A 23,554-nucleotide genomic window follows, 5' to 3' on the forward strand; every position below is an offset into this window, starting at 1 on the left:
ACAGTCTGGCAGTCTGTTTTCATTTCCGCAATCCTCGGGTTTACTCGAAGCATGGGAAAGCGCGGTTCGTATGCGAAGAGCGAGGCGAGAAGGGACAGCATCCTTCGCACGGCACTCGAGGTGATCGACACCGAGGGCTACGCCGCGGCATCCGTCACCCGCATCGCCGAGGCGGCAGGCCTCAGCAAGACCGGCGTGCTGCACCATTTCGAGACCAAGGAGAAGCTGCTCACCGAGGTGCTGCGCCTGCGCGACGAGCTCGACGAGTCGGGGTTCGCCGACCCAACGGCGTCGCTGGGCGATCTCGAGGCGGCCTACCTGAAGGTCGTCGAACGCAACGCCCGCATCCCGGGGATGGTCGAGCTGTTCACCCGCCTGTCGGTCGAGGCGACCGACCCCGATCATCCCGCACACGACTTCTTCCTGCGCCGAGAGGCGGACATCGGGCGGCGGATCGCCGAGACCGTCGAGCGCCACCTCGATGAAAGACACCGCGGCGCCGTCGAGCCGGACGCCGTCGCCCTGCTGCTGCTCGCGGCGACCGACGGGCTGCAGATGCGCTGGCTGCTCGACCCCGAGATCGACATGACCGCGGCACTGGCGACCCTGTTCCGCATCTTCGACGCGGTGCTCGACGGGCCTCCCCAGGACTGATCAGGAGACGGTCGCGGGTCAGCCCGGCCGGCCGCGGAAGTAGCTGATGAACTCGAGCAGACTTCCGTCCGGATCCCGGAAGTACACACTGACGCCTTCGCCCCTTGCGCCCGGTCGAGCGATGGGGCCGGTCTCGATCGTCACCTCACAGGCGTTCAGATGAGCGATCGCCGACTCGATGGGACCGTCCCACTCGAAGCAGACGTCGCTGTTGCCTGGCCGCACCGGGAGCCTCGCGACGTTCGAGGACAGGTCGACGCCAGGACCGTGCACGTTCAACTGCGAGACGCCAATCCGTAGTGACACGCGCTCGCCCGCCAGCGGAATCACTTCGGCGTGCAGGACCCGACGGTAGAACTCCGTGGTCTCCGCCCAGTCGCTCGCCCCGATCACGACGTGATCCACGCCGCGGATCGCAGAACCGCTACGAGACGTTCTCATGAGGTCACTGGGGAATCCGGTGACTAGTCGCCATCGGCCGCTGCGTCGAAGTCGCCCGCCTCGGCAGCGGAGGGGTGCCGAACCTCGACGATCACGGCCGCAGCAGCGGGAGCATCTCCCGCACGCAGGTTCGCCGCCTCCAGTGCCCGCTCGATGGCAAGGTCGACACCGGACCCTGGTTCGATCACCTGGTCATCCGTCGACATGATTCCTCCTCGGAACCCACCGTAGCCCCGACAGACCCTTCGCTCGCAAGGGGTCACGGGCGAGGACCGTTCCGCGTGTGGGACGCTTGCCCGTGATCAGGCGGTGGCCGCCGCCATCCATTCGACCACGCGCTGAATGGTGCGTCCGAAGCCGGGCTCCTCTGGCCGGTTCAGGTGCCCGTGAGTGGTGCCGGGCTCGGTCGAAAGTGCGACCGGCACCCCGGCCGCCATCAGGGTCGAGGCGAACAGCTCACCTGACACGCGCAGCTCGTCCACGTCATCGTTGACCATGATCGTGGCCGGAAAGCCGGCGACGTCCGCAGGCGTCGCGAGCCCCGGAATCGCCGTCAGTGGGGCTTCCGGCCTCACCGGGCCACCGAGATACGTCTCGTACATCGAGCGCACCCTCGCCGGCGGGAAGTGATCGAAGGCCGGGTCAGCGTCGAGCGCTGCCCGCAGCGCGGCATCGGGCGCGGGCTGCTCGGCCAGCAGCGTGGGGTAGGCGAGGAACACCCCCGTCGGCAGCGCCGCCACGGATGCTGCCGGCGCGTGTCCCAGCATCCTGAGCACCGCACCCGCGACCAGGTTGCCGCCGGCGCTGGCCCCGCCGATGATCAGGCGAGCGGGATCGACCCCGAGGGAGGCCGCCCGGTCGTGAGCCCACGACCATGCTCTGACGATGTCGTCGGAGGCTGCGGGGAACCGGCCGCTGCCGTCGCCGACGAGGCGGTAGTCGATAGACACGACGGCCGCGCCGCGGGCGGCGAAGGCCCTGGCGACGGCATCCGCCTCGGGCATGTCGAGATCGCCCTGTACGAAGCCGCCACCGTGCGCCCAGACGAGGCCCGAGCCTTGCAGAGGCCCGTCTTCCGCGGGATAGACGCGGACCAGGCCGTCGAGCGCTGCGTGTGTCATGGGTTCGATTCTGGTGCACTCGTCATGCTGCGCTCCGCAGCCTGGTATGACGGCGACGTCAGTGTCGAGGCTCGTACCGCACGGGTGCGTGCGTCTGCGCGACGAGAGCCCGGAGATCTTCGAGCGACTCCGGTGCGGCGTCCAGAGCGCGCGCCTGCACCAGGACGTTGCCCAGAGCCGTCGCCTCGACAGGACCGGCGAGCACGGGAAGGCCCGCACGATCGGCCGTGGCCTGGCAGAGCGGTGCGTTGAGAGAACCGCCACCGACCACGTGAATGCTGTCGATCGGCCGGCTGGCGAGTTCACCGGCGACGCGCACCGCATCCGCGAACGCGGCGGCGATGGACTCGAGGATCGTGCGCACGAACGCCGGCCGGTCGGCAGGCGCCTCGGCTCCCGCCGCGCGCAGCACGGCGGCGATGCGAGCCGGCATGTCGCCCGGGTCGCTCAGAGTGGCGTCGTTCGCGTCGAACAGCGGCACATCCGTGGTGACGGCGGCGGCCTCGGCGAGCAGCGCCGGCAGATCGATCGACGCACCGTCCTGCGCCTCCCACGCGCGGATCGTCTCGCTGAGCAGCCACAGCCCGGTCACATTGTGCAGAAAGCGGATGCGACCGTCGACACCCAGTTCGTTCGTGAAGTTCGCCTCGCGGGCGGCATCCGAGAGCACCGGCGCGGCGAGCTCGAGCCCGACGAGCCCCCAGGTGCCGCAGGAGATGTAAGCCGCGTGCGGCGAGGCGAGGGGAGCGGCGACCACGGCGGATGCCGTGTCGTGCGAGCCCACGGCGATCACCGGCAGGTCCTTGCCGATGCGTTCGGCGAGTTCGGCACGCAGCCGGCCGATCCTCTCGCCTGCGCTCACCAGCTCAGGAAGCACGCCGGCGCGGATCCCGAGTCGCGTGATGAGGTCGAGGTCCCATTCCGACGTGTGCACATCGAGCAGGCCGGTCGTCGAGGCGTTGGTGCGCTCGGCCACCTGACGGCCGGTGAGCAGGTATGCGACGAGGTCGGGAATCAGCAGTGCGGCATCCGCCGTGTCCAGTCGGTCATCGACACCGTACTGGTACAGGGTGTTGAACGGCAGGAACTGCAATCCATTGCGCTGGTAGAGCTCGGCGAGCGGCACGCTGGCGTGCACCTTCTGCACGCCGCGCTCGGTGCGCCGATCGCGGTAATGGAAGGGCTCGGCCAGAAGGCTCCCGTCGTGCAGCAGCCCGTAATCGACCGCCCACGAGTCGATGCCGATGCTCTCGATCGCGGGCTCGCGCCGCACGGCCTCGGCGAGCCCCGAGACGATGCTCTCGTACAGCGCCGTGAAGTCCCAGTGCAGCCCGTCCGCCTGCTCCACCGGCCCGTTGGGGAATCGAGAGACGAGTTCGAGCTCGACCGTGTCCGCACCCACCCTGCCGATGACCACACGACCGCTGGTGGCACCCAGGTCGACGGCTGCGACGGCGCGGAGCACGGTCGCCCCCGTCATCGCAGGAATGCCGCGGCGACGCCGGAGTCGACCGGGATGTGCAGTCCCGTGGTGCGCGACAGCTCAGGGCCGGTGAGCACGTAGACGGCATCCGCCACGTTCTCGGGCACGACCTCGCGCTTGAGGATGGTGCGGTTCGCGTAGAACTGACCCAGGTCCTCCTCCGCGACCCCGTAGGTCGCCGCGCGGTTGGCGCCCCAGCCCGAGGCGAAGATACCCGAACCGCGCACGACGCCGTCGGGGTTGATGCCATTCACCCGGATGCCGTGCTCGCCGAGCTCGACCGCCAGCAGCCGCACCTGGTGCGCCTGGTCGGCCTTCGTCGCCGAGTAGGCGATGTTGTTGGGCCCGGCGAAGACGGAGTTCTTCGACGAGATGTAGATGATGTCACCGCCCAGCTTCTGGTCGATGAGGACCTTCGCCGCGGCCTTGGAGACCAGGAACGAGCCCTTGGCCATCACGTCGTGCTGCAGGTCCCAATCCTTCTCGGTGGTCTCGAGCAGCGGCTTCGACAGCGACAGGCCGGCGTTGTTGACGACGAGGTCCACTCCGCCGAAAGCGAGCACCGCCTCGTTCAATGCGGCTTGGACGGCATCCGCATCCGCCACGTTCGCGGCCACACCGATGGCGACGTCCGCGTTGCCCAGCTCTGCGGCCGCGGCCTGCGCCTTCTCGAGGTCGAGGTCGGCGACGACGACGCAGGCACCCTCGGCGGCGAGGCGGGTGGCGATGGCCTTGCCGATGCCGGACGCGGCGCCGGTGACGAACGCGATGCGACCCTGATGGGTCTTCGGCTTCGGCATGCGCTGCAGTTTGGCCTCTTCCAGCGCCCAGTACTCGATGCGGAACTTCTCGGCGTCCGAGATGGGGGCGTACGTCGACAGCGCCTCGGCCCCGCGCATGACGTTGATCGCGTTGACGTAGAACTCTCCGGCGACGCGGGCGGTCTGCTTGTTCGCGCCGTAGGAGAACATGCCGACGCCGGGGACCAGCACGATGAGCGGGTCGGCTCCGCGGATCGCGGGGGAGTCGGCCGTCGCGTGCGCGTCGTAGTACGCCTGGTAGTCGGCGCGGTACTCGGCGTGCAGCTCGTGCAGGCGGGCGATCTGCTCATCGACGGATGCCGTCGCCGGGACATCGAGGATCAGCGGCTTGACCTTGGTGCGCAGGAAGTGGTCGGGGCAGCTCGTACCGAGCGCTGCGAGAGCCGGGGCCTTCTCCGACGCCAGGAAGTCGAGCACGACGTCCGAGTCGGTGAAGTGGCCCACCATCGGCTTGTCGGTCGAGGCGATGCCGCGGATCGTGCCCGCCAGTGCGGCTGCTCGCTCACGGCGCTCGTTCTCGGGAAGCGCCTGGAACCCGGCGCGGACGCCGCCGAAGGGGTCGGCTTCGCCGTGCTCGGCGATGTGGGCAGCTGCCGCGTCGATGATCCAGAGCGAGTTGGCCTCAGCCTGCTCCGAGGTGTCACCCCACGCCGTGATGCCGTGTCCGCCGAGTATGCATCCGATCGCCTGAGGGTTCGCCTTCTTGATCTCGGCGATGTCCAGGCCGAGCTGGAAGCCGGGGCGACGCCACGGCACCCAGACGACCTTGTCGCCGAAGATCTTCTGCGTGAGCTCGGGGCCATCGGCAGCCGTGGCGATCGCGATGCCCGAGTCGGGATGCAGGTGATCGACGTGCGCGGCATCCACGAGCCCGTGCATGGCGGTGTCGATCGACGGAGCCGCGCCGCCCTTGCCGTGCAGGCAGTAGTCGAACGCCGCGACCATCTCATCCTCGCGGTCGACGCCGGGATAGACGTCGACGAGCGCGCGCATGCGGTCAAGGCGCAGCACGGCCAAGCCCTGCTCGGTGAGCGTGCCCAGATCGCCGCCCGAGCCCTTCACCCAGAGCAGCTCGACCGGCTGCCCGGTGACCGGGTCGGTCTCGGTGCCCTTGGCCGAGGTGTTGCCACCCGCGTAGTTGGTGTTCTTCGGATCGGCGCCCAGGCGATTGGAACGCGCGATGAGAGCGGCGGCGGTGGGGTTGGTCATGAGTCGGAGTCCTTCGCGAGGTGAGGAGATGGATGTCAGACGCGCGCGGCCTCGACCGGCGTGCCATAGCGCTCGTGCTCGATCTGCTCGAGAGTCTTGCCCTCGGTCTTCGGCGCCCAGATCGTGCCGATGAGCAGCGCGGCCACCAGCAGGCCGATGATCAGCAGGCCCAGCTGGCCGAGACCCCAAGTGGTGAGGAGCACGGGGAAGACCAGGCTCAGCAGGCCGACCATCACGCGGGCGAGCATGAACAGCACTCCCTGGGCGCTCGCACGGTACCGCGTCGCGAACAGCTCAGCGGTCCACAGGCCGTAGAACGCCTGCGCGCCGATACCGGCCGAGATGCCCCACGCGACGGCGAAGAACAGCAGGGAGAAGAGACCGGGAGGGGCGAAGACGAGCACGACCCAGGCGATGACGCCGAGCAGCGCACCGCCGAAGTACAGCCAGCGCCGGCTGACACGATCGCCGTAGCGCATGAAGCCGAAGTAGGTGGCAGCGGCGGTGAGGGTCCACACCAGAACCTGCAGCAGGTTCTGCTGGGTGGCGTCGTGCAGACCCGCCGCCTCGTACACGCGCGGCTGGAAGATGCCGGCCTGGCCGGCGACCGTGTTCCACAGGCCGTAGACGCCGAGCAGGAAGAGCAGGGCGCCGAGGTTCTTGCGGTCGGAGAGCAGGCCGCCGATTCCGGAGAAGATCGAGACCTTCTCGCCGCGCTCCTGGGACGACTCGCGCTGCTCCTTCCAGCGCTTCGACTCCGGCAGGCCACGACGGACCCACCAGGTGACGGCGGCGATGACGAACAGGTGGAAGAAGATGAGGCGCGAGCCGACGATGCCGAGCGGCCCGAGCACGACGGCGAGCAGGAAGCCGATCGCGGGGCCGATCGACCAGGCGAGCTGTGCGGTGCCGACGTGGGCGGCACGGTGCTCGCTGGGCGCTTCCTCTGCGATGTACGTCCAGGACGCAGGCACGCCGGCGCCGACGGCGATTCCCATGAGCACCACGCCGACGAGGAGCACGGCGAAATTCGGCGAGAACGTCACGAGCAGCGCACCGATCATGAACACGATGAGGTCGTACGTGTAGATGAACTTCCGGCCGAGCCTGTCGCACAGCGGACCGCCGATCGCAGCGCCGATCGCCGCGCCGAAGGCGTTGGCGCTCAGGGCGGCGACGAGGCCGACGGCTCCGTCATCGAATCCGAACTCGCCCTGCCACAGGGTGAGGCTGGTGGCCAGCGCGATGATCGCACCCGCCTCGATGTAGTTCGACATCGCCACCGCGATGGTGGCCTTCCACGCCGTGAGGGTGCGCTTCTGAGTGGTCACGGTCATGCTCCCCATCCCGCCTGCACGCCACCGACGCGGTCGGCGGCGATCTTCTCCTGGTACCCGGATGCCGCGAAGGCGGCCATCGGGTCCGCGGGCAGGCCGCGGCTCTCGCGCCACTCGGCGAGGGCGGGACGGACGTCGGTGTAGAACGCGTCCATGAAGACCGCGTTCGCGGCGAGCACGTCGCCGGACTTCTGTGCTCGGGCAAGCGCGTCGCGGTCGACGAGCAGGGCACGAGCGGTCATCTCCTGCACGTTGAGCACCGAGCGGATCTGACCGGGGATCTTCTCCTCGATGTTGTGGCACTGGTCGAGCATGAACGTCACATCGGGGTTGTTCAGCCCGCCGCCGCGCACGACCTCGAACAGGATGCGGAACAGCTGGAACGGGTCGGCGGCGCCGACGATCAGGTCGTCGTCGGCGTAGAAGCGCGAGTTGAAGTCGAACGAACCGAGCTTGCCGAGGCGCAGCAGCTGCATGACGATGAACTCGATGTTCGTGCCGGGCGCGTGGTGCCCGGTGTCGAGGCAGACCATCGCCTTGTCACCGAGAGCGCTCACCTGGGCGTAGGAGGTGCCCCAATCCGGCACGTCGGTGTGGTAGAACGCGGGCTCGAAGAACTTGTACTCCAGCACCAGGCGCTGTTCGTCGCCGAGGCGGGCGTAGATCCTCTCCAGCGATTCGTGCAGGCGGTCCTGCCTGCCGCGCATGTCGGCCTGGCCGGGGTAGTTGGAGCCCTCGGCCAGCCAGATCTTCAGGTCGCGCGACCCGGTCTGGTCCATCACGTCGATGCAGGCGAGGTGGTGGTCGATGGCCTTCTGGCGCACCGCGGCGTCCTCGTGGGTGAGCGCGCCGAACTTGTAGTCCTCGTCCTGGAAGGTGTTGGAGTTCACCGTGCCCAGCGAGACGCCGAGGTCCTCGGCGTGCTTGCGCAGGTCGGCGAAGTCGCACATGTCCCACGGGATGTGCAGCGCCACGGTGGGGGCGAGGGCGGTGTGCTTGTGCACCTGCGCGGCATCCGCGATCTTCTCGAACGGGTCGCGGGGTGTGCCCGGCGTGCCGAACACCCGGAATCGGGTGCCTGAGTTGCCGAACGCCCAGCTGGGCAGCTCGATCGACTGCTCTTCGAGAGCGTCGAGGTGTTTGGGGGAGAGGATGCTCATGCGGCGCTGCCTTCGTCGTCGTTGTCGGATGTCGTCGCGTCCTCGGCCGCGGCGAGCTGGTCTTCGAGGTGGAACACCTCGGGGAGAGCGGTGGCGGCCTGATCCGGACGGCCGTCGAGATCGACGAAGAACCGCCCCATCTCGGCTTCCCACCGCGCTGCGACCTCGGATGCCGCGAGGTACGCCTGTGCCGCCTCGTCGTCGTCGGTCTCGTAGTAGCCGACGAGGACGCCGTTCTCACCGAGGAAGAGCGAGTAATTGCGTCGGCCCGCCGCGGCGATCTCGGCCAGCATCTCCGGCCACACAGGGGTGTGCCGGGCCAGATACTCGTCGACGAGCTCGGGGCGCACCCGCAGCTGGAAGCAGTGGCGAGTCATGCGTCTCACATCTCTCCGTTGAATCGTTTCAGGCAATCCTACGACCCCCTTGCCGGAAATCGCAACAACCTGCTCGATGCGGTTCTCTGTTCAGGCGCAGCGCTCCTGCGGCCTGCGCCAGGCGATCTGGAAAGATCCGAGGAATTGCTTGAAAGCGTTTTCTCGGGTGTGTTACATTCCCGGCCATGACACCAGTACCCGCAATGACGCGTCGAACATTCGGTCAACTCGCCGGAATCACGGCAGCAACGCTGGTAAGCGGCGCTTTCGCCAGTCCCGCGTTCGCCAGCACCGCGCAGGATCCACCCGCGCTCGACGAGACGGCCACGGAGGTGATCGTCGACAATGGCCTCGTCCGTGTCGTCATAGACAAGTCCAATGGTCGGATGACTTCGCTCATCTACGACGGCGTCGAGATGGTAGGGCGCGGAAACTACGACATGAACGCGGGGCGTGAGGGCAGCGCTCTCCCGCTGCCTGGCGCCGACAACGGCATCTTCGTGCGTCGTGAGCAGGACTTCGTCGACATCGCCTTCCGTCACGCACCGTCCAGCGGCATGCCCTGCTACCTCGTGCGGCACCACATCATCCGTGCCGGTGAACCCGGCATCCATCTCGCATACAGCTACGACCACCCGGCCGAGTTCCACGGATTCCGCATCGACCAGCACCGCTACGTCTTCTACATGGCCGGCGACACGTTCACACATGTGTCGGTGCCCGACGACGAGAACGCGACCCCTTGGCGCGAGGCAGCGGCGAAGATGCCGACGCGCGCGGAGATGTCGGCCGGCCGCACCGTCATGGACGCCACGACCGACCTCGAAGGCACCGGAACCGCGTACCCGCGTCGCTACTACACCAAGTACGACTGGGCCGTGTACATGAAGAACCATCGACTGCACGGTCTGTACGGCAGCGGATACGGCATCTGGGCCGCGCTGCCGAACCTCGAGTCGTTCTCGGGCGGACCGGTACGACAGGACCTCGTGCTGCATCAGCGCGATGCCGGTCCCGTGCTCCTCGTCGAGCCGCACGCGACGCACTACGGCACCCGCCCGGTGCGGGTCACGGCGGGACAGGCATGGCAGAAGACCTACGGCCCGTACTACGTGTACCTCAACAAGGGCACCGACGCGAAAGCGCTGCGACGTGATGCCGACAAGCAGGCCCGCCCTGCGGCTCACGCCGACTTCTACGATCGGCTGGCGATTGAGGGGTGGACGCCGAAACGCCAGCGTTCGCGGGTGCGGGGAAAGGTGAACCTCCCCGGCGTATCGCCGAAGGATCTCGCCGGCGCTGTCGTCGTGCTGTCCGACAATCGCACGCCCATGCAGGACACGGTGCTCGGCTACAACTACTGGAGCGAGGTCGAGAACGGCGGACAGTTCTCGATCGACGGCGTGCGCGCCGGCACCTACCGTCTGACGATCTACGGTGACGGTATCTGGGGAGAGCACGTCATCGACGACGTCACGATCCAGCCAGGAAGCGACGTGCGGCTGGGGAAGATGATCTGGGAGCCGGAGCGCCATGGAGAGACGATCTTCCAGATCGGCTCTCCGACTCGCGATTCGCGCGAGTTCCGCAATGGGCGCGACTTCCGCCAGTACGGGCTGTTCCACACGTACCGGGAGCAGTTCCCGGACGGCGTCACCTACATCGTCGGCGAGAGCAGTGACGAAGACTGGAACTACCTGCATTACCAGCGCTCCTATGAGGTGTCGGCCCCCGAGGGCTCGGTCGTGCCGGAGGATGCGGAAGGCGTGCGACTCTTCGACTTCGGCAGCTCGTCGAGTCCGGTCGCCGACGGCTACGAGCGCGTCGCCCGCGACACGCTGTACAGCGCCGGTGGCGGATTCGGGCTCGATCGCGTCACCGATTTCCGCGATCGTGGAGAGGACGGGGATCTGCGGCGTGACTTCGTCGTGGGAGGAGGCACGTTCTCGGTCGACCTGGCGGACGGCGAGTACGACGTCACCGTGATCTCGGGAGACGCGATCGCCGGCAACAAGACGACCATCAGGATCGGCGACGCCGAGCCGGTCAATCTGCAGTCTGGCACGGGTGAGTATGCGACGCATACCGCTCGCGTCGTCGTCTCAGGCGGACGCCTCGACGTCGTCGCCTCTGGCGACGGCCGGATCAACGCGATTGAGATCGTGGCGACGGATGCCGCTGTGCCCGTGCTCGAATCGCTGAGCGTCGACGGAGCTGAGCTCGTACCCGGCTTCAGCTCGTTCCGATCGGACTTCGCGGTCGACTTCCCGCACGATCGCGAAACCGTGCGCGTGCTGGCGACGGCACGCGGTGGATCCCGGGTCGAGATCGACGGCGTGACGATCCCGGCCAGCGGACTCGACGTCGCGGTCTCGGGTCAGCACACCGTGCTGGAGATCCACGTGGTGTCGCCGGACGGCGATCAGTCGACGTACCGGCTGCATGTCACGCGGCAGGAGAAGCCGTGGCGGATCCTGTTCGACCTCGACGAGCCCGTCGCCGCCGGCGCGCAGGCGACGCTGTCGGTCTGGCTCGCCGCGTGGGCCATGGGGTCGGCGCTGCCGGTTCCGCCCGAGCAGAGCAACCTCACCATCCGCGTCAATGGCGAGCCGTTCGTGTGGACGTTCGAGCCCGACGACGCACGCGGGGCGACCTACCGCAGCGGCCGAGGCGGACGCAATTTCCACCGCGAGTTCACGTTCGACGCAGCGATCCTCAAGCCCGAGGGGAACGTGATCACGTTGCAGATCAACGACGGCGCCGAGCACCTCTGGAACGAGGCGGCCTACGACGCGATCCGCCTCGAGATCGCGTCCTGACCCACGACGAGAGCGAACCTTCGGAGGCCGAGCCAGAGGCCGGTCCGAAGGTTCGCTCTCGTCGCGTCCGCTGCGTTCAGCGCGGCAGTGTGTACACGTGCGCCCCGCTGTCCGCGATGCGATCGGGCAGCGACTCGCCTCGTTCGGCAATCACGACGAGCTCACCCTCACTGACCCACCCGCGGACCCAGCTGCCATCCGTCGTGGCGATGGCGGCGGCCTCCTCGGCCGACAGTGCGCGCCGCCGGAGTGTACGGGGTTTCAGCGCGGTGAGCCATGCCGCGATGCCTTCGAGGGTGCGCAGCTGAACATCGGGAATCACGCCTGACGCCTCCGGCCCGATGTTGAGCAGCAGGCGGCCTCCGCGCGAGACGACGTCTGCGTAGATCCTCGCGAGTTCGCGCGGCGAGAGCGTCAGCTCCTCGTTCTCGATGCGATTGTGCCCGAACGAGAAACCCAGGCCACGATTGTGCTCCCAGCCCGTCCCGTGCTCGTTGTGGACGTCATGCGAGTACTCGCTGGTGCGATAGTCCCAGATCTCCGCACCCCATCGATCGTTGACCACACCGTCGGGCACGACCTCGCGGTAGTGAGCGATGAGGGCATCCAGGCTGCCGTCGTGCTTTCCGGCATCCGGCCATTCGATGTCGTTCCAGATGACAGACGGCCGGTACCGGTCGATCAGGTCGCGTACGTGCGCGGCGGCGTAGGCGGCGTAGTCGCCATCGACGGGCCGCAGGGTCTCCACGTCTTCGGGCGACTGGATCGGCGGGAAATCGGTCCTGTGCCAGTCGAGTCCGCCGGAGTAGTACACACCGAACCGCATCCCCTCGGCGCGAACGGCGTCGGCGAGAGGGCCGAGGAGGTCGCGCCGAGGGCCGCGCTCGACGGTGTTGAAGCCCTCGGCGCCCGGGGCCTGCCACAGTGCGACTCCGTCGTGATGCTTGGTCACCGGCACGACGTAGTCCACGCCCATCGAGCGGAACAGCGCCGCCCAGGCGCGAGGATCGTAGCGTTCGGCCCTCCACTGGTCGAGGAAGGCGTCGTAGGGGGCGCCGCCGTGTACCTTCTCGTGGTGCGCGCCCGCCGGGGAGTCCTCGATCCTGATCGTGTTGGCGTACCACTCCGCGTACGCGTTGTGACGGAACCAGATCTCGGGTGGAATCGCACCCCAGGCTCCGGTCGGTTCCGCCCACGCGGGCACGGAGTAGGGGCCCCAGTGGATGAAGATGCCGAGCGTCGCATCGAGCGTCCAGTCGGGCAGGGGTTGCTGGCGAGCGTGAGTCATGGTCGTCGTCTCTCGATCGATCGGTCGCGGCCGATGGGTGAGGAGGGGATCGAAGCAGGGATGCTTCACATCTGTTGTGAAACGTCTCAATTCATAGTACCGTCTGGGAAGACGCTTTCCCAGAGGGCGCAATCACAAGACCCGACACAGGACATCCGCGCACCGGCAACAGCGAGGATCTCCGCAGAGAGGACAACGATGTTCAGAAAGAAGCGGATCACGGCGGCGGCCGCCGTCGCCGCGAGCGCAGCACTCCTGCTGGCCGGCTGCGCAGGCGGTGAAGAGCCCGGAGCGGGGGCCACCTACGACCCCGACGAGAAGGTCACCCTGGACTTCTCGTTCTGGGGCAACGACGTACGGGCCGACCTGTACAACCGCGCCATCGAGGCGTTCAACGAGGAATACCCGAACATCAAGGTCAACGTCTCGTTCCTCGACTTCCCCGCCTTCTGGGAGAAGCGTCAGACCGAGGCCGCGGGCGGCGGCCTGCCCGACGTGATGCAGTTCGACTACTCGTACCTGCGCCAGTACTCGGAGAACGGTCTGCTGCTCGACCTCAACCCGTACCTCGGCGGCGTCATCGACACGGATCCGCTGCCGGAGAGCGTGCTCAAGATCGGTGTCGTCGGTGATCAGACCACCGCCATCCCGACGTCCACCAACGCCTGGGGCCTGTTCCTCAACCCCGTGCTGCTCGAGAAGGCCAACGTCGAGGCGTATCCCGGCGCCGGCTCGTGGGAGGACTACGACGCATGGATGAGCGAGGTCACCTCCGCCGCGGCCGACAGCGGCATCGAGCTCTGGGGCGGAACCGACTACAACATGCGGATCCAGAACTTCGAGATCTACCAGCGGGCGAACGGTGAGGACCTGTTCACCGCCGAGGGTGAGCCGAACTTCACCGAGGACGACCTCCTCGAGTTCTGGAAGCTGGGAGCCGCCAACCGCGACGCCGAGGTGGTCATCACTCAGCGCAAGCTCGAGGAGATCTCCCCGCTGTCCGGCTTCGACGCCGGACTGACTGCGAGCGAGCTGACGTGGGACAACTTCGGCGCCGGCTACCTGGGCAACCTCGGCGAGGGGTACACGGAGCTGGATCTCATCGAGCCCCCGGTGACGAAGGAAGGCGCCCAGGACCTCTACCTCAAGCCGTCCATGCTGCACGCCGTGTCGGCGAACACCGACCACCCGGAGGCGGCAGTGACGCTGCTGAACTTCCTGGTGAACAGCGCGGAGGTCGGCGAGATCTTCGGCACCAACCGCGGTCTGCCCGCTTCGGAGACCCAGCTCGAAGGCGCGCAGCTGGACGCCATGGGCGAGCAGATCAAGGAGTACGAGGCCTCGATCGCGGATCGTCTCGGCGATGCGCCGCCCGTCCCGATCGTGGGCTACGGCACTCTCGAACAGAAGTTCCTCGAGCTCGGCCGTGAGATCGGCTACGGCACCACCACCCCGGAGGCTGCGGTCGAGCAGTTCTTCACGGAGATGGACGTGGTCGTCAACGGCTGAACGAACAAGAGGTGGAAGCCGCGTCCGCGGCTTCCACCTCTTCGCCTGTCTGCCAGAAATCGCCTTCCCCGCACTCACGCGGGGAAGGCGATTCGCGTGTCAGCCGGCCGTGTCCACCCGCTCCCACTCTCCGCGCTGCCGCAGCGAGACGCGGTCCAGGATCAGCAACCCCTCGACGGCGCCGCGACGTCGCACCTGGGCGTCCGCCGGCAGCCACACCGTCGAGTCGCCGGACAGCTCCAGCAGGTGCAGCGTCACGGTCGAGCCCGGGTGGATCCCGGCGTCGCGCAGCGAGATCGACCAGCGGGTGCCGTCCCAGAATCGGTCGTCCACCGTCTCGCCGTCGACGCGCAGCTGTCCCACGTCGCCGGCCCAGTCGATGTCGAGCACCGCGTCGCCGGTCCACGCAGGCATCCCGAGCGCATACACCGCCGCGAGCTCATCGAACGCGGCGCATGAGGGTGCGCGGTGCCGGGCGCCGCCGAAACCGTGATCCGCGGGCGCCTTGCGGCCGGCACGGATCAGGCGCGCCCCCACCGCGACCGGCGAGCGCGGGGAGGACACGGGCAGATCGACCCATGTGCGGGCGGACACGTCGAAGCGGCGCGCGAACGTGGCATCCCTCACCTCTACGCGCTCACCATCCCAGAGCAGCTCGCCGTCGCTCAGCCACAGATCATGTCCGAGCACCCACGCCTGGGCGGCGTCGCCGAGAACGAGAAGCGACAGTCCGGCGATCTCGTGCAGACCGGCCTCGATGACACGCGGTGCTTCGTCGCCGACGGCGACCTCGACCGGAACGCCGGAGTCGGCGCACAGCACCAGGAGCTCGTCTTCCAGCAGGGTGAGCGCCGACGCGGTCGCCCATCGCAGCCGTGTCCCACCCACCCGCAGGCCGATCGGCCAGCGCGCCATCGTCCCCGCCGGGACGTCGATGGGTGCGCTGGGCACGACCACGGTCTCGCCGTCGAGCCGCACCCGCAGCTGCACTCCGGTTGCGGTCGTCACGGGCACGTGCGGCTGGTGATGGGTGATGATGCAGAAGCCCTCGACACCGTCCGAGCGCAGCGCCCACCGTAGGGTGTGCGTGTCGTCGAGCCCGGTAACCTGCGCGTCCGGAAGGCTCGAGGTGCCCAGACGATGGCCGAACGCCGCCAGGAACGCGTGCTGCGCGCGCAGCAACGCTGCCGACTCGTGCAGGTCACCGGATTGACCGATCGGTGCGTGGAAGTCGTAGCTCCACTCGGTCATGTCGTTCGGGTACCCGGTCGCCTGCGTCTCCTGCATCCCGGGAGCGGGGTTCCGGCCGCCGACGTACATGTAATACCCCTGCCAGGCAGAGCCGTTGCCGATCTTCATCTGCGCGAGGGCGGCGACGTCGCGACCGGAGAGCACGGGGCGCCGGTGGTAGGCGGTCGCCATTCCTCCTCCGAGTTCGCACGTCGCAGGTGGGAAGCCGCCGAGGAGAGCGAGATCTGAGCCCTCTGGCGCCGGGTCGACGGCGCTGAACCCCTGCGATGCCCGCACGTCCGCACCCACACCCGGGTCATCCCACGTGTGGGACGGGAAGTAGTGCGCGCGGAAGGACGGATCCCAGCCATCCTCGGGATCGGCCCAGAAGCCGTCGCCGTAGCCGCCGAACAGCGGCATGACCTCGCCCGGCGGGAGCTGGGCGCCGCCCCAGGCGGTCGCCGTCCACAGCGGCGCCGCCATTCCGGCCTCCCTGGCCATCCGCTTCAACGTCAGCAGGTGGCCTGGTCGGTCGTAGAGCTCGTTCTCGAGCTGGATCGCGATGACGGGCCCGCCCGGCCGCGCCCGCCCGTCGAGGTTCGCGGCGAGCTGGGCGAACCACTCCTCGACGAGCTCCAGATAGCGTGGATCGTCGCTGCGATGCTCGACGTCGGCATCGGCCACCCAGTCGGGGAAGCCGCCGTTGCGCGCCTCACCGTGCGCCCACGGCCCGATCCGAAGGACGACCTCCAGTCCGACGGCGGAGCACTCGTCGATGAACGCGGCGACATCGCGCGCGCCGTCGAAGTGCGCGATTCCGCGCTCGGGGGAGTGGTGCAGCCAGAGAACGTAGGCGGAGGCGAGTGTCACGCCGTTCGCGCGCATCTGGCGCAGCCGCTCGCCCCAGCGCTCGCGCGGCAGGCGGCTGAAGTGGATCTCGCCCGAGACCGGTACGGTCGGCACGCCGTCGCGCAGCACGCTGCGGTCGGTCACGGTGATTCCCCGCGCTGCTTCGGAGGGATCGGGCAGCGGGCTGGGCGACGCCGGCGCGGGCCACCCGCGATGGCGGACGTCGAGGATCATCGCCCTGACACCACCGTGTTGTCCAGCTCGTCGGCGTCGACACCCTCGCGCACGGCGCGGTTCGTCAGCAGCACCCAGCACACGCCGGCGCTCGGATGCACCCAGAACTCCGTGCCCGCCCAGCCGCCGTGTCCGTAGACGTCGCGGTCGATGAGGCCGGGGGCGCGAGTGCGCAGATTGAAGGTGAAACCCCAATCCTGGCCGCGCTGCGCCGGGTACGGCTCGAGCCGGGAGATGTCGCCGGTGAGCGGGCGCAGCATCATGTGCAGCGTCGCCGGCGCGAGGATGCCGTCGGTCGCACCCGCGTGGATCCGCAGCAGCTCGCTGCCGACGCGCAGCAGATCCTCGGCCCGGCCGAGCAGGCCTGCGCCGGGGGCGCGGGTCGCCCGGAAGCGCGCCATATCCAACCCTGCCGCGGCCGCGTCGACGACCTCGATCGATCCGGTGTGGTCGAGGGTGAGTCCGTCGGCTCCGATCGCCGACGCCCATGCACGTGTGTCGGCGTCCCATGGCACGCTGGTCGCGTGCTCTGTGAGCGCGGCGATGCCCTCGAAGGCGAGGGACGAGTAACGGGATGCGGTTCCCGCGGCGAAGTCGCAGCCCCGGGTCAGCAGCTCGGTGCGCAGCGTCGCGGCCGTGTCGAGCGGTGGCTCGCTGATGCCTGAGGTGTGGCTCACGAGGTGACGCAGCCGCACGACGTCGTCGCGGCCGGCGCCGAAGGCCGGCACCGCCGTCGTCAGGGGCGTCTCCGGAGTGAGCAGCCCGCGCTCGACGGCGCGTGCGGCCGTGATGCCCATGAGCACCTTGGATATCGAGAACAGCGGGTAGGTGGCATCCGTGCCTGCGCCGAACCCGTCGAGTGCGACGGTCCCGTGGGCGGTCGCGATTCCGAGAACGGCTGTCGGCAGGCGCCCGTCATGCACATGACGACGGGCCCAGTCGAACGCCGCCGCGTACGAGGCCATCACTCCACCTCGTGGCCGAGGTCGGGCCGCGCCAGGAAGCGCGCGGTGGCATCCGTCGCCGCCTCGAGTTCGACGATGACGACCTGGTTGGCCCCCTCCCGGGTCGCAGGCGCCGGCACGTACAAGGTGCGCTGCGGGCCGCGGCGCCAGTAGCGGCCGAGGAAGAAGCCGTTGACCCAAGCGTATCCCTTGCCCCAGCCGGCCGTGTCGAGGAAGAGATCGGCGGGCTCATCGAGATCGAAGGAAGCGCGCAGGCCCACCGGGCCGACGGCCCGGCCGCTCGTGATCGCGGAAGCGACTGCGGCCTCCGACACCGCGGTGCCGAGTGCCGCGACGTCGAACGTGCGCACGCGCCAGGGGCCGTCGAGCGCCCGGCCATCGAGCAGTGGAGCGCCGATGAGCCCCTTCGCCTCGCCGATCTTCCGGTCGTAGTTGACCCGGCCCGTCTCCTCGACGAGCAGACGCAGACGCTTCCCCGCAGGCAGGGCGAGTGACAGGTCGCCGATCGTGCGCTGCAGACGACCGGCCGCGGCGCCGTCGCGTTCGATCCAGGCGTAATCGCGGACCTCGGCCTCCAGCACGCCCGATCCCGCCGCATCCGTCTGGTACTCCACCAGCACGACGTCGGAGCCGAGCTCGTCCATGGTCGGCGGAGTCGTGAACTCGCCGCGGTCGGTCGCGACCAGCTCCAGCGGATCGGCGACCGCCTCGAAGACGGCTCGCGGCGTCGGTGCCTGCACAGGTTCGATCACAGGCAGGTCGGGCACAGGGGCGTGCTTGGCGATCACCTCACGGAAGGCGTGGAACTTCTCGGTGAGGTCGCCGGACTCGCTGATGGGGGAGTCGTAGTCGTAGCTGGTGACCATCGGCAGGTACCGGCCGGAGTCGTTCGCGCCCGCCGTCAGCCCGAAGTTCGTGCCGCCGTGCACCATGTAGATGTTCACCGACGCACCGGCCGTCAGGAGCCTGTCCAGGTCGGCCGCGCTGTCGGCGAAGGTCGTCGTGTGATGCTTCTCGCCCCAGTGATCGAACCACCCGCACCAGAATTCCATGCACATCAGCGGGCCGGTCGGCTGGAACGCGCGCAGGGTGGCCAGACGCTCGTCGATTCGTCCGCCGAAGGAGCCGGTCTTGTGCAGCTCAGGGTGCGAGCCGTTCTCCAGCATGTGCGGGATCGGCTGGTCGACCTGCGTGAGCGGGACGGTGATGCCGTTGTCGCGGGTGACGCGCACGAGCGCCTCGAGATAGTCCTTGTCGGCGCCGTACGCACCGTACTCGTTCTCGATCTGCACGAGGATGACGCTGCCGCCGCGATCGATCTGGCGCGGCGCGACGATGGCGTTGATCTTCTCGAGATAACCGGTCACCTCGGCGAGGTAGGCCGGGTCGCTGCTGCGCAACCGCATGCTCTTGTCCGTCGTCAGCCAGGTGGGCAGCCCGCCGTTGTGCCATTCAGCGCAGACGTACGGGCCAGGGCGCACGATGGCGTGCATTCCCTCCTCTGCGACGATGTCGAGGAACCGGCCGAGGTCGACATCCCCGTCCGCGCGCCACTGGCCTCTCACCGGCTCGTGGGCGTTCCACGCGACGTAGGTCTCGATGGCGTTCAGACCCATCAGACGCGCCTTGCGGATGCGGTCGCGCCACAGGTCGGGATGGATGCGGGGGTAGTGCATGGCGCCGGAGATGATGCGGTGCGGGTCGCCGTCGAGGAGGAAGTCGGTCTCGCCGATCGCGAAGCGGGAGGTCATCTCCCCAGCGTATCGGAAAGCGCTTTCTGGTGCGCCCGTGTCACGCGAAGCGGATGCCGAGCCCGAGGTGCGGCGCCTCGGCCAGTCGGCCGTCGCGGACGATCACGGGCGACGGGGCGGTCAGGGCGCCGAGCTCGGCGAACCCCGCGTCCTCGACGACCTCCGCCCACGGCTCTGCGATCTCGCCCGGCAGCGTCAGGGCGAGCTGCCCGGAGAGCTCCGGCAGCAGATGCGGATGCAGGGCGACGCCGTGCTGCCGGGCGAGCTCTGCGATGCGCAGGAGTGGTGTGACGCCGCCCACCCGGACGACGTTTGGCTGCACGATCTGCGCCGCGCCCGCTCGCAGGAACTCGCCAAAGCGGTGCAGCGTGTGCAGATTCTCGCCCAAGGCGATCGGCACACCGCTGGAAGTCCTCAGGCGGCGCGCCAGCTCTGTGTGGCCGGCCAGGTTGTCGGCGCGCAGCGGCTCCTCGATCCAGGCGAGGTCGCACGCGGCGAGAGTCTCGATCGACCGGGTCGCCCGATCGAGATCCCAGCGCTGATTGGCGTCGATCATCAGCTCCCGGTCGGGCCCGAGGGCCTCTCGCACGGCGGCGACCCGCTCGAGGTCCTCCTCGAGCGAGGGCTTCCCCACTTTGATCTTCACAGCCCGGAACCCGGCATCCACCCAGCGCTGCACCTGAGCGACCAGCTCGTCGAGCGAGTAATGCAGATTGACGCCCGACCCGTACGCGCGCATGGATTCTCGGCGTCGCCCGAGCAGTGAGGACAGCGAAGAAGATGCCGAGCGGGCCTCCGCATCCCACAGGGCCAGGTCGAGACCGGCCAGGGCGATCGTCGTGACGCCCCCGCCGCCGGCCTCGTGCAGATGTTCCCAGAGTGCTTGCCACTCCACGCCGGGAACGGCAGAGCGGCCCACAGCGGCCGCGGTGATGTCGTGCGCGAGCAGCGCATGCACGGCCTCGGCCCCGATCTGGGGCGTCCACGAGAAACCCCATCCTTCGGCGCCGTCGGAGCGTGCCACATGCGTCGCGATCACTCCGACCGAGGTGACGTCCGCTGCCCACGGGCGCGTCAAGGGCACGCGCAGCAGGCGGGCGTTTAGGCGGCGGATCGTGATCACAGCAGAGCGCGTCCTGCCTCGAGGATCTCGGCGAGGCGCGTCTCCTGAGAGGGGGTCGGGTCGACGAGCGGGGCGCGCACGGACCCGACCGGGAGTCCCCGCAGTCGCAGACCGGCCTTGATCAGCGAGACCCCGAACCCCGGGGTCTCGTCACGCAGCGCGACCAGCGGGCGGTAGAAGCCGTCGAGCAGCTCGATCCTTCGCACCTCGTCGCCGTCGACGTACGCGCGGTGGTAGGCGCTCGCCACTTCGGGGATCATCGCGAACGCGGCCGAGGAGTACAGCGGGATGCCGATGCCGCGGTACGCGGCCTGCGTGAGCTCGGCGGTGAGCAGCCCGTTGAAGAACGCGAAGTCGTCGCGGCCCTCCTCGGCGACCGCGCGCACGATCAGCTGCGCCGTGCCGATGTCGCCCGTGCCGTCCTTGAAGCCGATCACGCGGGGGTTCTGCGCGAGACGTCGCATGGTCTGCACCGTGTATTGCGCGCTGCCGCGGTGGTAGACGATGACGGGCAGCCCGCACGATGCGGCGATCTGCGCGACGTAGGAGATGAGACCGTCCTGCGTGCCGCCGACCAGGTAAGGGGGCAGCACGAGCAGGCCGTCGGCTCCGGCATCCGCGGCAGCCTTCGCGACCTCGACCGCGTGTGCGAGGGCGCCGCCGGTTCCGGCGATCACCGGCACCCGTCGGTCGACCGCGGCCGTGGCGGTGCTGACGACGGATGCCGCTTCCCGCGCCGACAGCGCGTGGAACTCCCCGGTGCCGCAGGCGGGGAAGACACCGCCTGCGCCCGACGCGACCCCGTCGGCGACGTGCTGAGCGAGCACGTCATGATCGATCGTGCCGTCGGCGGAATACGGCGTCACAGGGAAGAAGAGGATGCCGTCGAAGTTCATGTCGGTGCTCCCCGGGTCTGGATGTGCGGGTGGGATGAGAGCGCGGTGCGCCAGGAGTGCGCGGGGCGCCAGCCGAGCAGGCGGTGCGCCTTCGCATTCGAGAACGCCGGCGAGGAGCCCGTGAGCACCGCCGCGAGCTCCTCGCTTCCCGGCAGGAATCGAGGGATGAGCTCGGCCAGCGGCTCGCGAGCGAGTGCGTCGTCGGCACCGACGAAGAACGTCTCTCCGTCAGGGATCTCGGGCATCGCCTGCAGCAGCGCGTCGGCGAAGCCGGCGACGTCACGAGCGTCGACATAGTTGAACAGCGCCGGCGCCGAGAGCGCAGGGTTGTCCAGACGTTCCCGCACGGTGTGGCCCTGCTGAGTCGGGGCGCCGCTCCACTCCTCGGGAGCGATCACGTAGCACGGGCGGAAGACGGCGTAGCGGGTGTCGCCGCCCTGACGCCGCAGCATCGCGACGGTCTGCTCGATGAGGAGCTTCGACAGCGCGTACGCGTGGTGGGGTTTCGGGGCGGTCCGCTCGTCGAGCGGGAAGCGGTCGGGCAGCCAGCCCGGCGCGCCGTATCCGAGAACGGTGGGGCTGGAGGCGGCGACGACGCGGCCGATGCCCGCGCGTGCCGCGCCGCCGAGCACGCTCATGGCGAGCGCGGCGTTGGTGCGCAGTATGACGTCCTCGGCAGCGCTGAACGGCACCGCGATGCCGGCGAGATGGATGATCGCATCGGCCCTGGCCTCGCCGAGCGCGCGAGCCGTGGCATCCGCATCCGTCAGGTCGATCACCACCTGCTGCGCGTCGGCGAACTGTGGGGAGTCGGAGATCGCACGGTCGAAGGAGACGACGTCGTACCCGCGTCGGGCGAGACCGGCCACCAGGCTGCGTCCAAGGCGTCCGGCACCGCCCGTGACGACGACGCGGCTCATCGTGCGGCAGGACCCTGCAGCAAGCGGACGCCGAGGTCGGCGACCTGTACCGGCAGACCGGTCTCCAGCGAGCGGTTGCCGGCGATACCGACGGCGATCGAGCGGATGCCATCGCTCCAGTCCGCGGGGCGCGAGAGCGGGTCGTCGCTCGGGCCGATGAAGACGTCGTTCAGTAGCAGTGCGTCACCACCGCCATGACCGCCGGTACCGCTGACGATGGGCACCTCGTATGCCTCGCCCCAGTGCTTGTGCAGGATCAGGCGCTCGCCCTCGGGGCGCAGGTTCGCGACACGCTCGGTGTGGGAAAGGCTCGGATCGATGGCCGGGTGCAGGCCCTCGCCGGCGAGCACGGCGCCGCGCTCGACGACCTCCAGCTCGGCTCGGCCCAGGGTGCCGTTCACGGCGACGCGGTAGCCCTCCCACGGGGCGTGCGCGTTGAGCGAGTACGACAGGGTCGCTCCGGAGTCGTAGTCGACGATGAGGGCGAGGTTGTCCTCGATGGTGATGCCGTCGCTGAAGACGTCGCGATCGCGCAGGTAGCCGTCGTGCTTCTCGGCGTCGAGGTAGAGCTCGGCAAGGCGCGGATCCTTACGGAGATCCAGCTCGAACAGGTCGGCTCCGTCGTGCGTGCCGCGGGCCGGCCGCTCGCCCAGGCCCCTGGCCGCCGCGTTCGCGGCGCCGTAGAAGCGCAGCCCGCCGGATGCGAACACGCGGCGCGGCTGTGAGCGCAGCCACCAGTTCACGAGGTCGAAGTGATGGCTCGACTTGTGCACGAGCAGCCCGCCGGAGTTCTTCTTCTCGCGGTGCCAGCGGCGGAAATAGTCGGCGCCGTGGTTGGTGTCGAGCATCCATGAGAAGTCGACCGAGGTGATCTCGCCGATCTCGCCGTCCTGCAACACCTGCCGCAGCGTGCTGTTGCGCGGCGAGTAGCGGTAGTTGAAGGTGAGCACCACCTTCCGGCCGGTGCGGGCGACCGCCTCTTCGATGCGCGCGGCGCTGGGGGCGTCGATCGTGAGCGGCTTCTCTACGACGACGTCGGCGCCTGCGTCCAGCGAGCGCACGATCAGTTCAGCGTGCAGGTCGTCGCGCGCACAGATGATGACGCGGTCGACTCGTTCCTCGCGGATCAGCGTCTCGAGCTCGTCCGGTGCGCCTACGCGTGGCGCGGCATCTCCGGCCGAGACGACGGTTCGCGCGTGCAGCTGAGCGCGCACGGGATTGGGCTCGCAGATCGCCACGAGCTCGGCTCGTTCGCGATGCGGTCCGGCGATCGCTTCGACGTACATCTGCGCGCGGTGACCGGCGCCGGCGAGGGCATAGCGAAGGCGAGGCATCCGTGACTCCAGGTTTCGGGAAACGTTTTCTCA

Annotated in this window: 19 protein-coding genes; 3 read left to right on the top strand and 16 right to left on the bottom strand. The window is 68.8% G+C overall.

Annotation, left to right across the window (positions count from 1 at the left end; all coding sequences use genetic code 11):
- The first annotated feature begins 51 nt into the window (after positions 1 to 51).
- Positions 52 to 654 (top strand): TetR/AcrR family transcriptional regulator, encoded by a 603-nt coding sequence (locus tag RIN43_RS03340; protein WP_309127460.1) that lies wholly within the window; start codon positions 52 to 54, stop codon positions 652 to 654.
- A gap of 18 nt (positions 655 to 672) precedes the next feature.
- Here the strand turns inward: RIN43_RS03340 and RIN43_RS03345 are convergent, their stop codons facing one another.
- The 8 genes from RIN43_RS03345 to RIN43_RS03380 all read right to left on the bottom strand — a co-directional run bounded on the left by RIN43_RS03345 (position 673) and on the right by RIN43_RS03380 (position 8,603).
- Positions 673 to 1,059 (bottom strand): VOC family protein, encoded by a 387-nt coding sequence (locus RIN43_RS03345; protein ID WP_309127461.1) that lies wholly within the window; start codon positions 1,057 to 1,059, stop codon positions 673 to 675.
- A 59-nt stretch (positions 1,060 to 1,118) separates the two neighbouring features.
- Positions 1,119 to 1,301 carry a hypothetical protein gene (locus RIN43_RS03350; RefSeq protein ID WP_309127462.1) on the bottom strand — a complete coding sequence of 61 codons (183 nt, stop codon included), beginning with the start codon at positions 1,299 to 1,301 and terminating at the stop codon, positions 1,119 to 1,121.
- 96 nt (positions 1,302 to 1,397) lie between these two features.
- A complete protein-coding gene (locus RIN43_RS03355; RefSeq protein ID WP_309127463.1) occupies positions 1,398 to 2,216 on the bottom strand; it encodes an alpha/beta hydrolase fold domain-containing protein in 819 nt (272 codons plus the stop codon).
- A gap of 58 nt (positions 2,217 to 2,274) precedes the next feature.
- A complete protein-coding gene (locus RIN43_RS03360; protein WP_309127464.1) occupies positions 2,275 to 3,696 on the bottom strand; it encodes a rhamnulokinase family protein in 1,422 nt (473 codons plus the stop codon).
- Positions 3,693 to 5,729, bottom strand: coding sequence for a bifunctional aldolase/short-chain dehydrogenase (locus RIN43_RS03365; RefSeq protein ID WP_309127465.1), 2,037 nt, complete (start codon positions 5,727 to 5,729; stop codon positions 3,693 to 3,695). The genes RIN43_RS03360 and RIN43_RS03365 overlap by 4 nt, the downstream gene beginning before the upstream one ends.
- A gap of 35 nt (positions 5,730 to 5,764) precedes the next feature.
- The gene (locus RIN43_RS03370; RefSeq protein WP_309127466.1) at positions 5,765 to 7,066 is read right to left on the bottom strand and encodes an MFS transporter; all 1,302 of its coding nucleotides are present in this window, start codon (positions 7,064 to 7,066) and stop codon (positions 5,765 to 5,767) included.
- Positions 7,063 to 8,226: an L-rhamnose isomerase gene (rhaI, locus tag RIN43_RS03375; RefSeq protein WP_309127467.1), complete on the bottom strand. Its 1,164-nt coding sequence runs from the start codon at positions 8,224 to 8,226 to the stop codon at positions 7,063 to 7,065. Before rhaI ends, RIN43_RS03370 begins: the two co-directional genes overlap by 4 nt.
- Positions 8,223 to 8,603: an L-rhamnose mutarotase gene (locus tag RIN43_RS03380; RefSeq protein WP_309127468.1), complete on the bottom strand. Its 381-nt coding sequence runs from the start codon at positions 8,601 to 8,603 to the stop codon at positions 8,223 to 8,225. The genes rhaI and RIN43_RS03380 overlap by 4 nt, the downstream gene beginning before the upstream one ends.
- Positions 8,604 to 8,806: 203 nt before the next feature.
- On the opposite strand from RIN43_RS03380, the gene RIN43_RS03385 reads away from it, so the two are divergent.
- Positions 8,807 to 11,422 carry a polysaccharide lyase family protein gene (locus RIN43_RS03385; protein WP_309127469.1) on the top strand — a complete coding sequence of 872 codons (2,616 nt, stop codon included), beginning with the start codon at positions 8,807 to 8,809 and terminating at the stop codon, positions 11,420 to 11,422.
- Positions 11,423 to 11,498: 76 nt separating this feature from the next.
- Here the strand turns inward: RIN43_RS03385 and RIN43_RS03390 are convergent, their stop codons facing one another.
- Positions 11,499 to 12,710: an alpha-L-fucosidase gene (locus RIN43_RS03390; RefSeq protein WP_309127470.1), complete on the bottom strand. Its 1,212-nt coding sequence runs from the start codon at positions 12,708 to 12,710 to the stop codon at positions 11,499 to 11,501.
- Positions 12,711 to 12,908: 198 nt separating this feature from the next.
- Here RIN43_RS03390 and RIN43_RS03395 point away from each other — a divergent pair, with 198 nt between their 5' ends.
- Complete coding sequence (locus RIN43_RS03395; RefSeq protein ID WP_309127471.1) at positions 12,909 to 14,219, top strand: extracellular solute-binding protein; 1,311 nt, start codon at positions 12,909 to 12,911, stop codon at positions 14,217 to 14,219.
- 99 nt (positions 14,220 to 14,318) lie between these two features.
- Here RIN43_RS03395 and RIN43_RS03400 read toward each other — a convergent pair whose 3' ends face one another.
- The 7 genes from RIN43_RS03400 to RIN43_RS03430 all read right to left on the bottom strand — a co-directional run bounded on the left by RIN43_RS03400 (position 14,319) and on the right by RIN43_RS03430 (position 23,521).
- Positions 14,319 to 16,442, bottom strand: a complete 2,124-nt coding sequence (locus tag RIN43_RS03400; RefSeq protein WP_309127472.1) for a beta-galactosidase — start codon at positions 16,440 to 16,442, stop codon at positions 14,319 to 14,321.
- A gap of 86 nt (positions 16,443 to 16,528) precedes the next feature.
- Positions 16,529 to 17,497 (bottom strand): serine hydrolase domain-containing protein, encoded by a 969-nt coding sequence (locus tag RIN43_RS03405; protein WP_309127473.1) that lies wholly within the window; start codon positions 17,495 to 17,497, stop codon positions 16,529 to 16,531.
- Entirely contained in the window at positions 17,497 to 19,248 is a 1,752-nt protein-coding gene (locus RIN43_RS03410) for a beta-galactosidase (protein WP_309127474.1), read from the bottom strand. Before RIN43_RS03410 ends, RIN43_RS03405 begins: the two co-directional genes overlap by 1 nt.
- Positions 19,249 to 19,288: 40 nt before the next feature.
- Positions 19,289 to 20,371 (bottom strand): mandelate racemase/muconate lactonizing enzyme family protein, encoded by a 1,083-nt coding sequence (locus RIN43_RS03415; protein ID WP_309127475.1) that lies wholly within the window; start codon positions 20,369 to 20,371, stop codon positions 19,289 to 19,291.
- Positions 20,368 to 21,267, bottom strand: coding sequence for a 5-dehydro-4-deoxyglucarate dehydratase (locus tag RIN43_RS03420; RefSeq protein WP_309127476.1), 900 nt, complete (start codon positions 21,265 to 21,267; stop codon positions 20,368 to 20,370). Before RIN43_RS03420 ends, RIN43_RS03415 begins: the two co-directional genes overlap by 4 nt.
- Entirely contained in the window at positions 21,264 to 22,187 is a 924-nt protein-coding gene (locus RIN43_RS03425; RefSeq protein WP_309127477.1) for an NAD(P)-dependent oxidoreductase, read from the bottom strand. Before RIN43_RS03425 ends, RIN43_RS03420 begins: the two co-directional genes overlap by 4 nt.
- Entirely contained in the window at positions 22,184 to 23,521 is a 1,338-nt protein-coding gene (locus RIN43_RS03430) for a Gfo/Idh/MocA family oxidoreductase (protein ID WP_309127478.1), read from the bottom strand. The genes RIN43_RS03425 and RIN43_RS03430 overlap by 4 nt, the downstream gene beginning before the upstream one ends.
- Positions 23,522 to 23,554 lie beyond the last annotated feature (33 nt).

It is taken from the genome of Microbacterium sp. (assembly GCF_031178445.1).
Taxonomy (GTDB): Bacteria; Actinomycetota; Actinomycetes; order Actinomycetales; family Microbacteriaceae; genus Microbacterium.

What these genes read in the sequence shown, in the direction of transcription:
- RIN43_RS03340 (WP_309127460.1), top strand. Translation starts at nt 52, where the DNA reads ATGGGAAAGCGCGGTTCGTATGCGAAGAGCGAGGCGAGAAGGGACAGC.
- RIN43_RS03350 (WP_309127462.1), bottom strand. Translation starts at nt 1,301, where the DNA reads ATGTCGACGGATGACCAGGTGATCGAACCAGGGTCCGGTGTCGACCTT.
- RIN43_RS03355 (WP_309127463.1), bottom strand. Translation starts at nt 2,216, where the DNA reads ATGACACACGCAGCGCTCGACGGCCTGGTCCGCGTCTATCCCGCGGAA.
- RIN43_RS03360 (WP_309127464.1), bottom strand. Translation starts at nt 3,696, where the DNA reads ATGACGGGGGCGACCGTGCTCCGCGCCGTCGCAGCCGTCGACCTGGGT.
- RIN43_RS03365 (WP_309127465.1), bottom strand. Translation starts at nt 5,729, where the DNA reads ATGACCAACCCCACCGCCGCCGCTCTCATCGCGCGTTCCAATCGCCTG.
- RIN43_RS03370 (WP_309127466.1), bottom strand. Translation starts at nt 7,066, where the DNA reads ATGACCGTGACCACTCAGAAGCGCACCCTCACGGCGTGGAAGGCCACC.
- rhaI (WP_309127467.1), bottom strand. Translation starts at nt 8,226, where the DNA reads ATGAGCATCCTCTCCCCCAAACACCTCGACGCTCTCGAAGAGCAGTCG.
- RIN43_RS03380 (WP_309127468.1), bottom strand. Translation starts at nt 8,603, where the DNA reads ATGACTCGCCACTGCTTCCAGCTGCGGGTGCGCCCCGAGCTCGTCGAC.
- RIN43_RS03385 (WP_309127469.1), top strand. Translation starts at nt 8,807, where the DNA reads ATGACGCGTCGAACATTCGGTCAACTCGCCGGAATCACGGCAGCAACG.
- RIN43_RS03390 (WP_309127470.1), bottom strand. Translation starts at nt 12,710, where the DNA reads ATGACTCACGCTCGCCAGCAACCCCTGCCCGACTGGACGCTCGATGCG.
- RIN43_RS03395 (WP_309127471.1), top strand. Translation starts at nt 12,909, where the DNA reads ATGTTCAGAAAGAAGCGGATCACGGCGGCGGCCGCCGTCGCCGCGAGC.
- RIN43_RS03405 (WP_309127473.1), bottom strand. Translation starts at nt 17,497, where the DNA reads ATGGCCTCGTACGCGGCGGCGTTCGACTGGGCCCGTCGTCATGTGCAT.
- RIN43_RS03410 (WP_309127474.1), bottom strand. Translation starts at nt 19,248, where the DNA reads ATGACCTCCCGCTTCGCGATCGGCGAGACCGACTTCCTCCTCGACGGC.
- RIN43_RS03420 (WP_309127476.1), bottom strand. Translation starts at nt 21,267, where the DNA reads ATGAACTTCGACGGCATCCTCTTCTTCCCTGTGACGCCGTATTCCGCC.
- RIN43_RS03425 (WP_309127477.1), bottom strand. Translation starts at nt 22,187, where the DNA reads ATGAGCCGCGTCGTCGTCACGGGCGGTGCCGGACGCCTTGGACGCAGC.
- RIN43_RS03430 (WP_309127478.1), bottom strand. Translation starts at nt 23,521, where the DNA reads ATGCCTCGCCTTCGCTATGCCCTCGCCGGCGCCGGTCACCGCGCGCAG.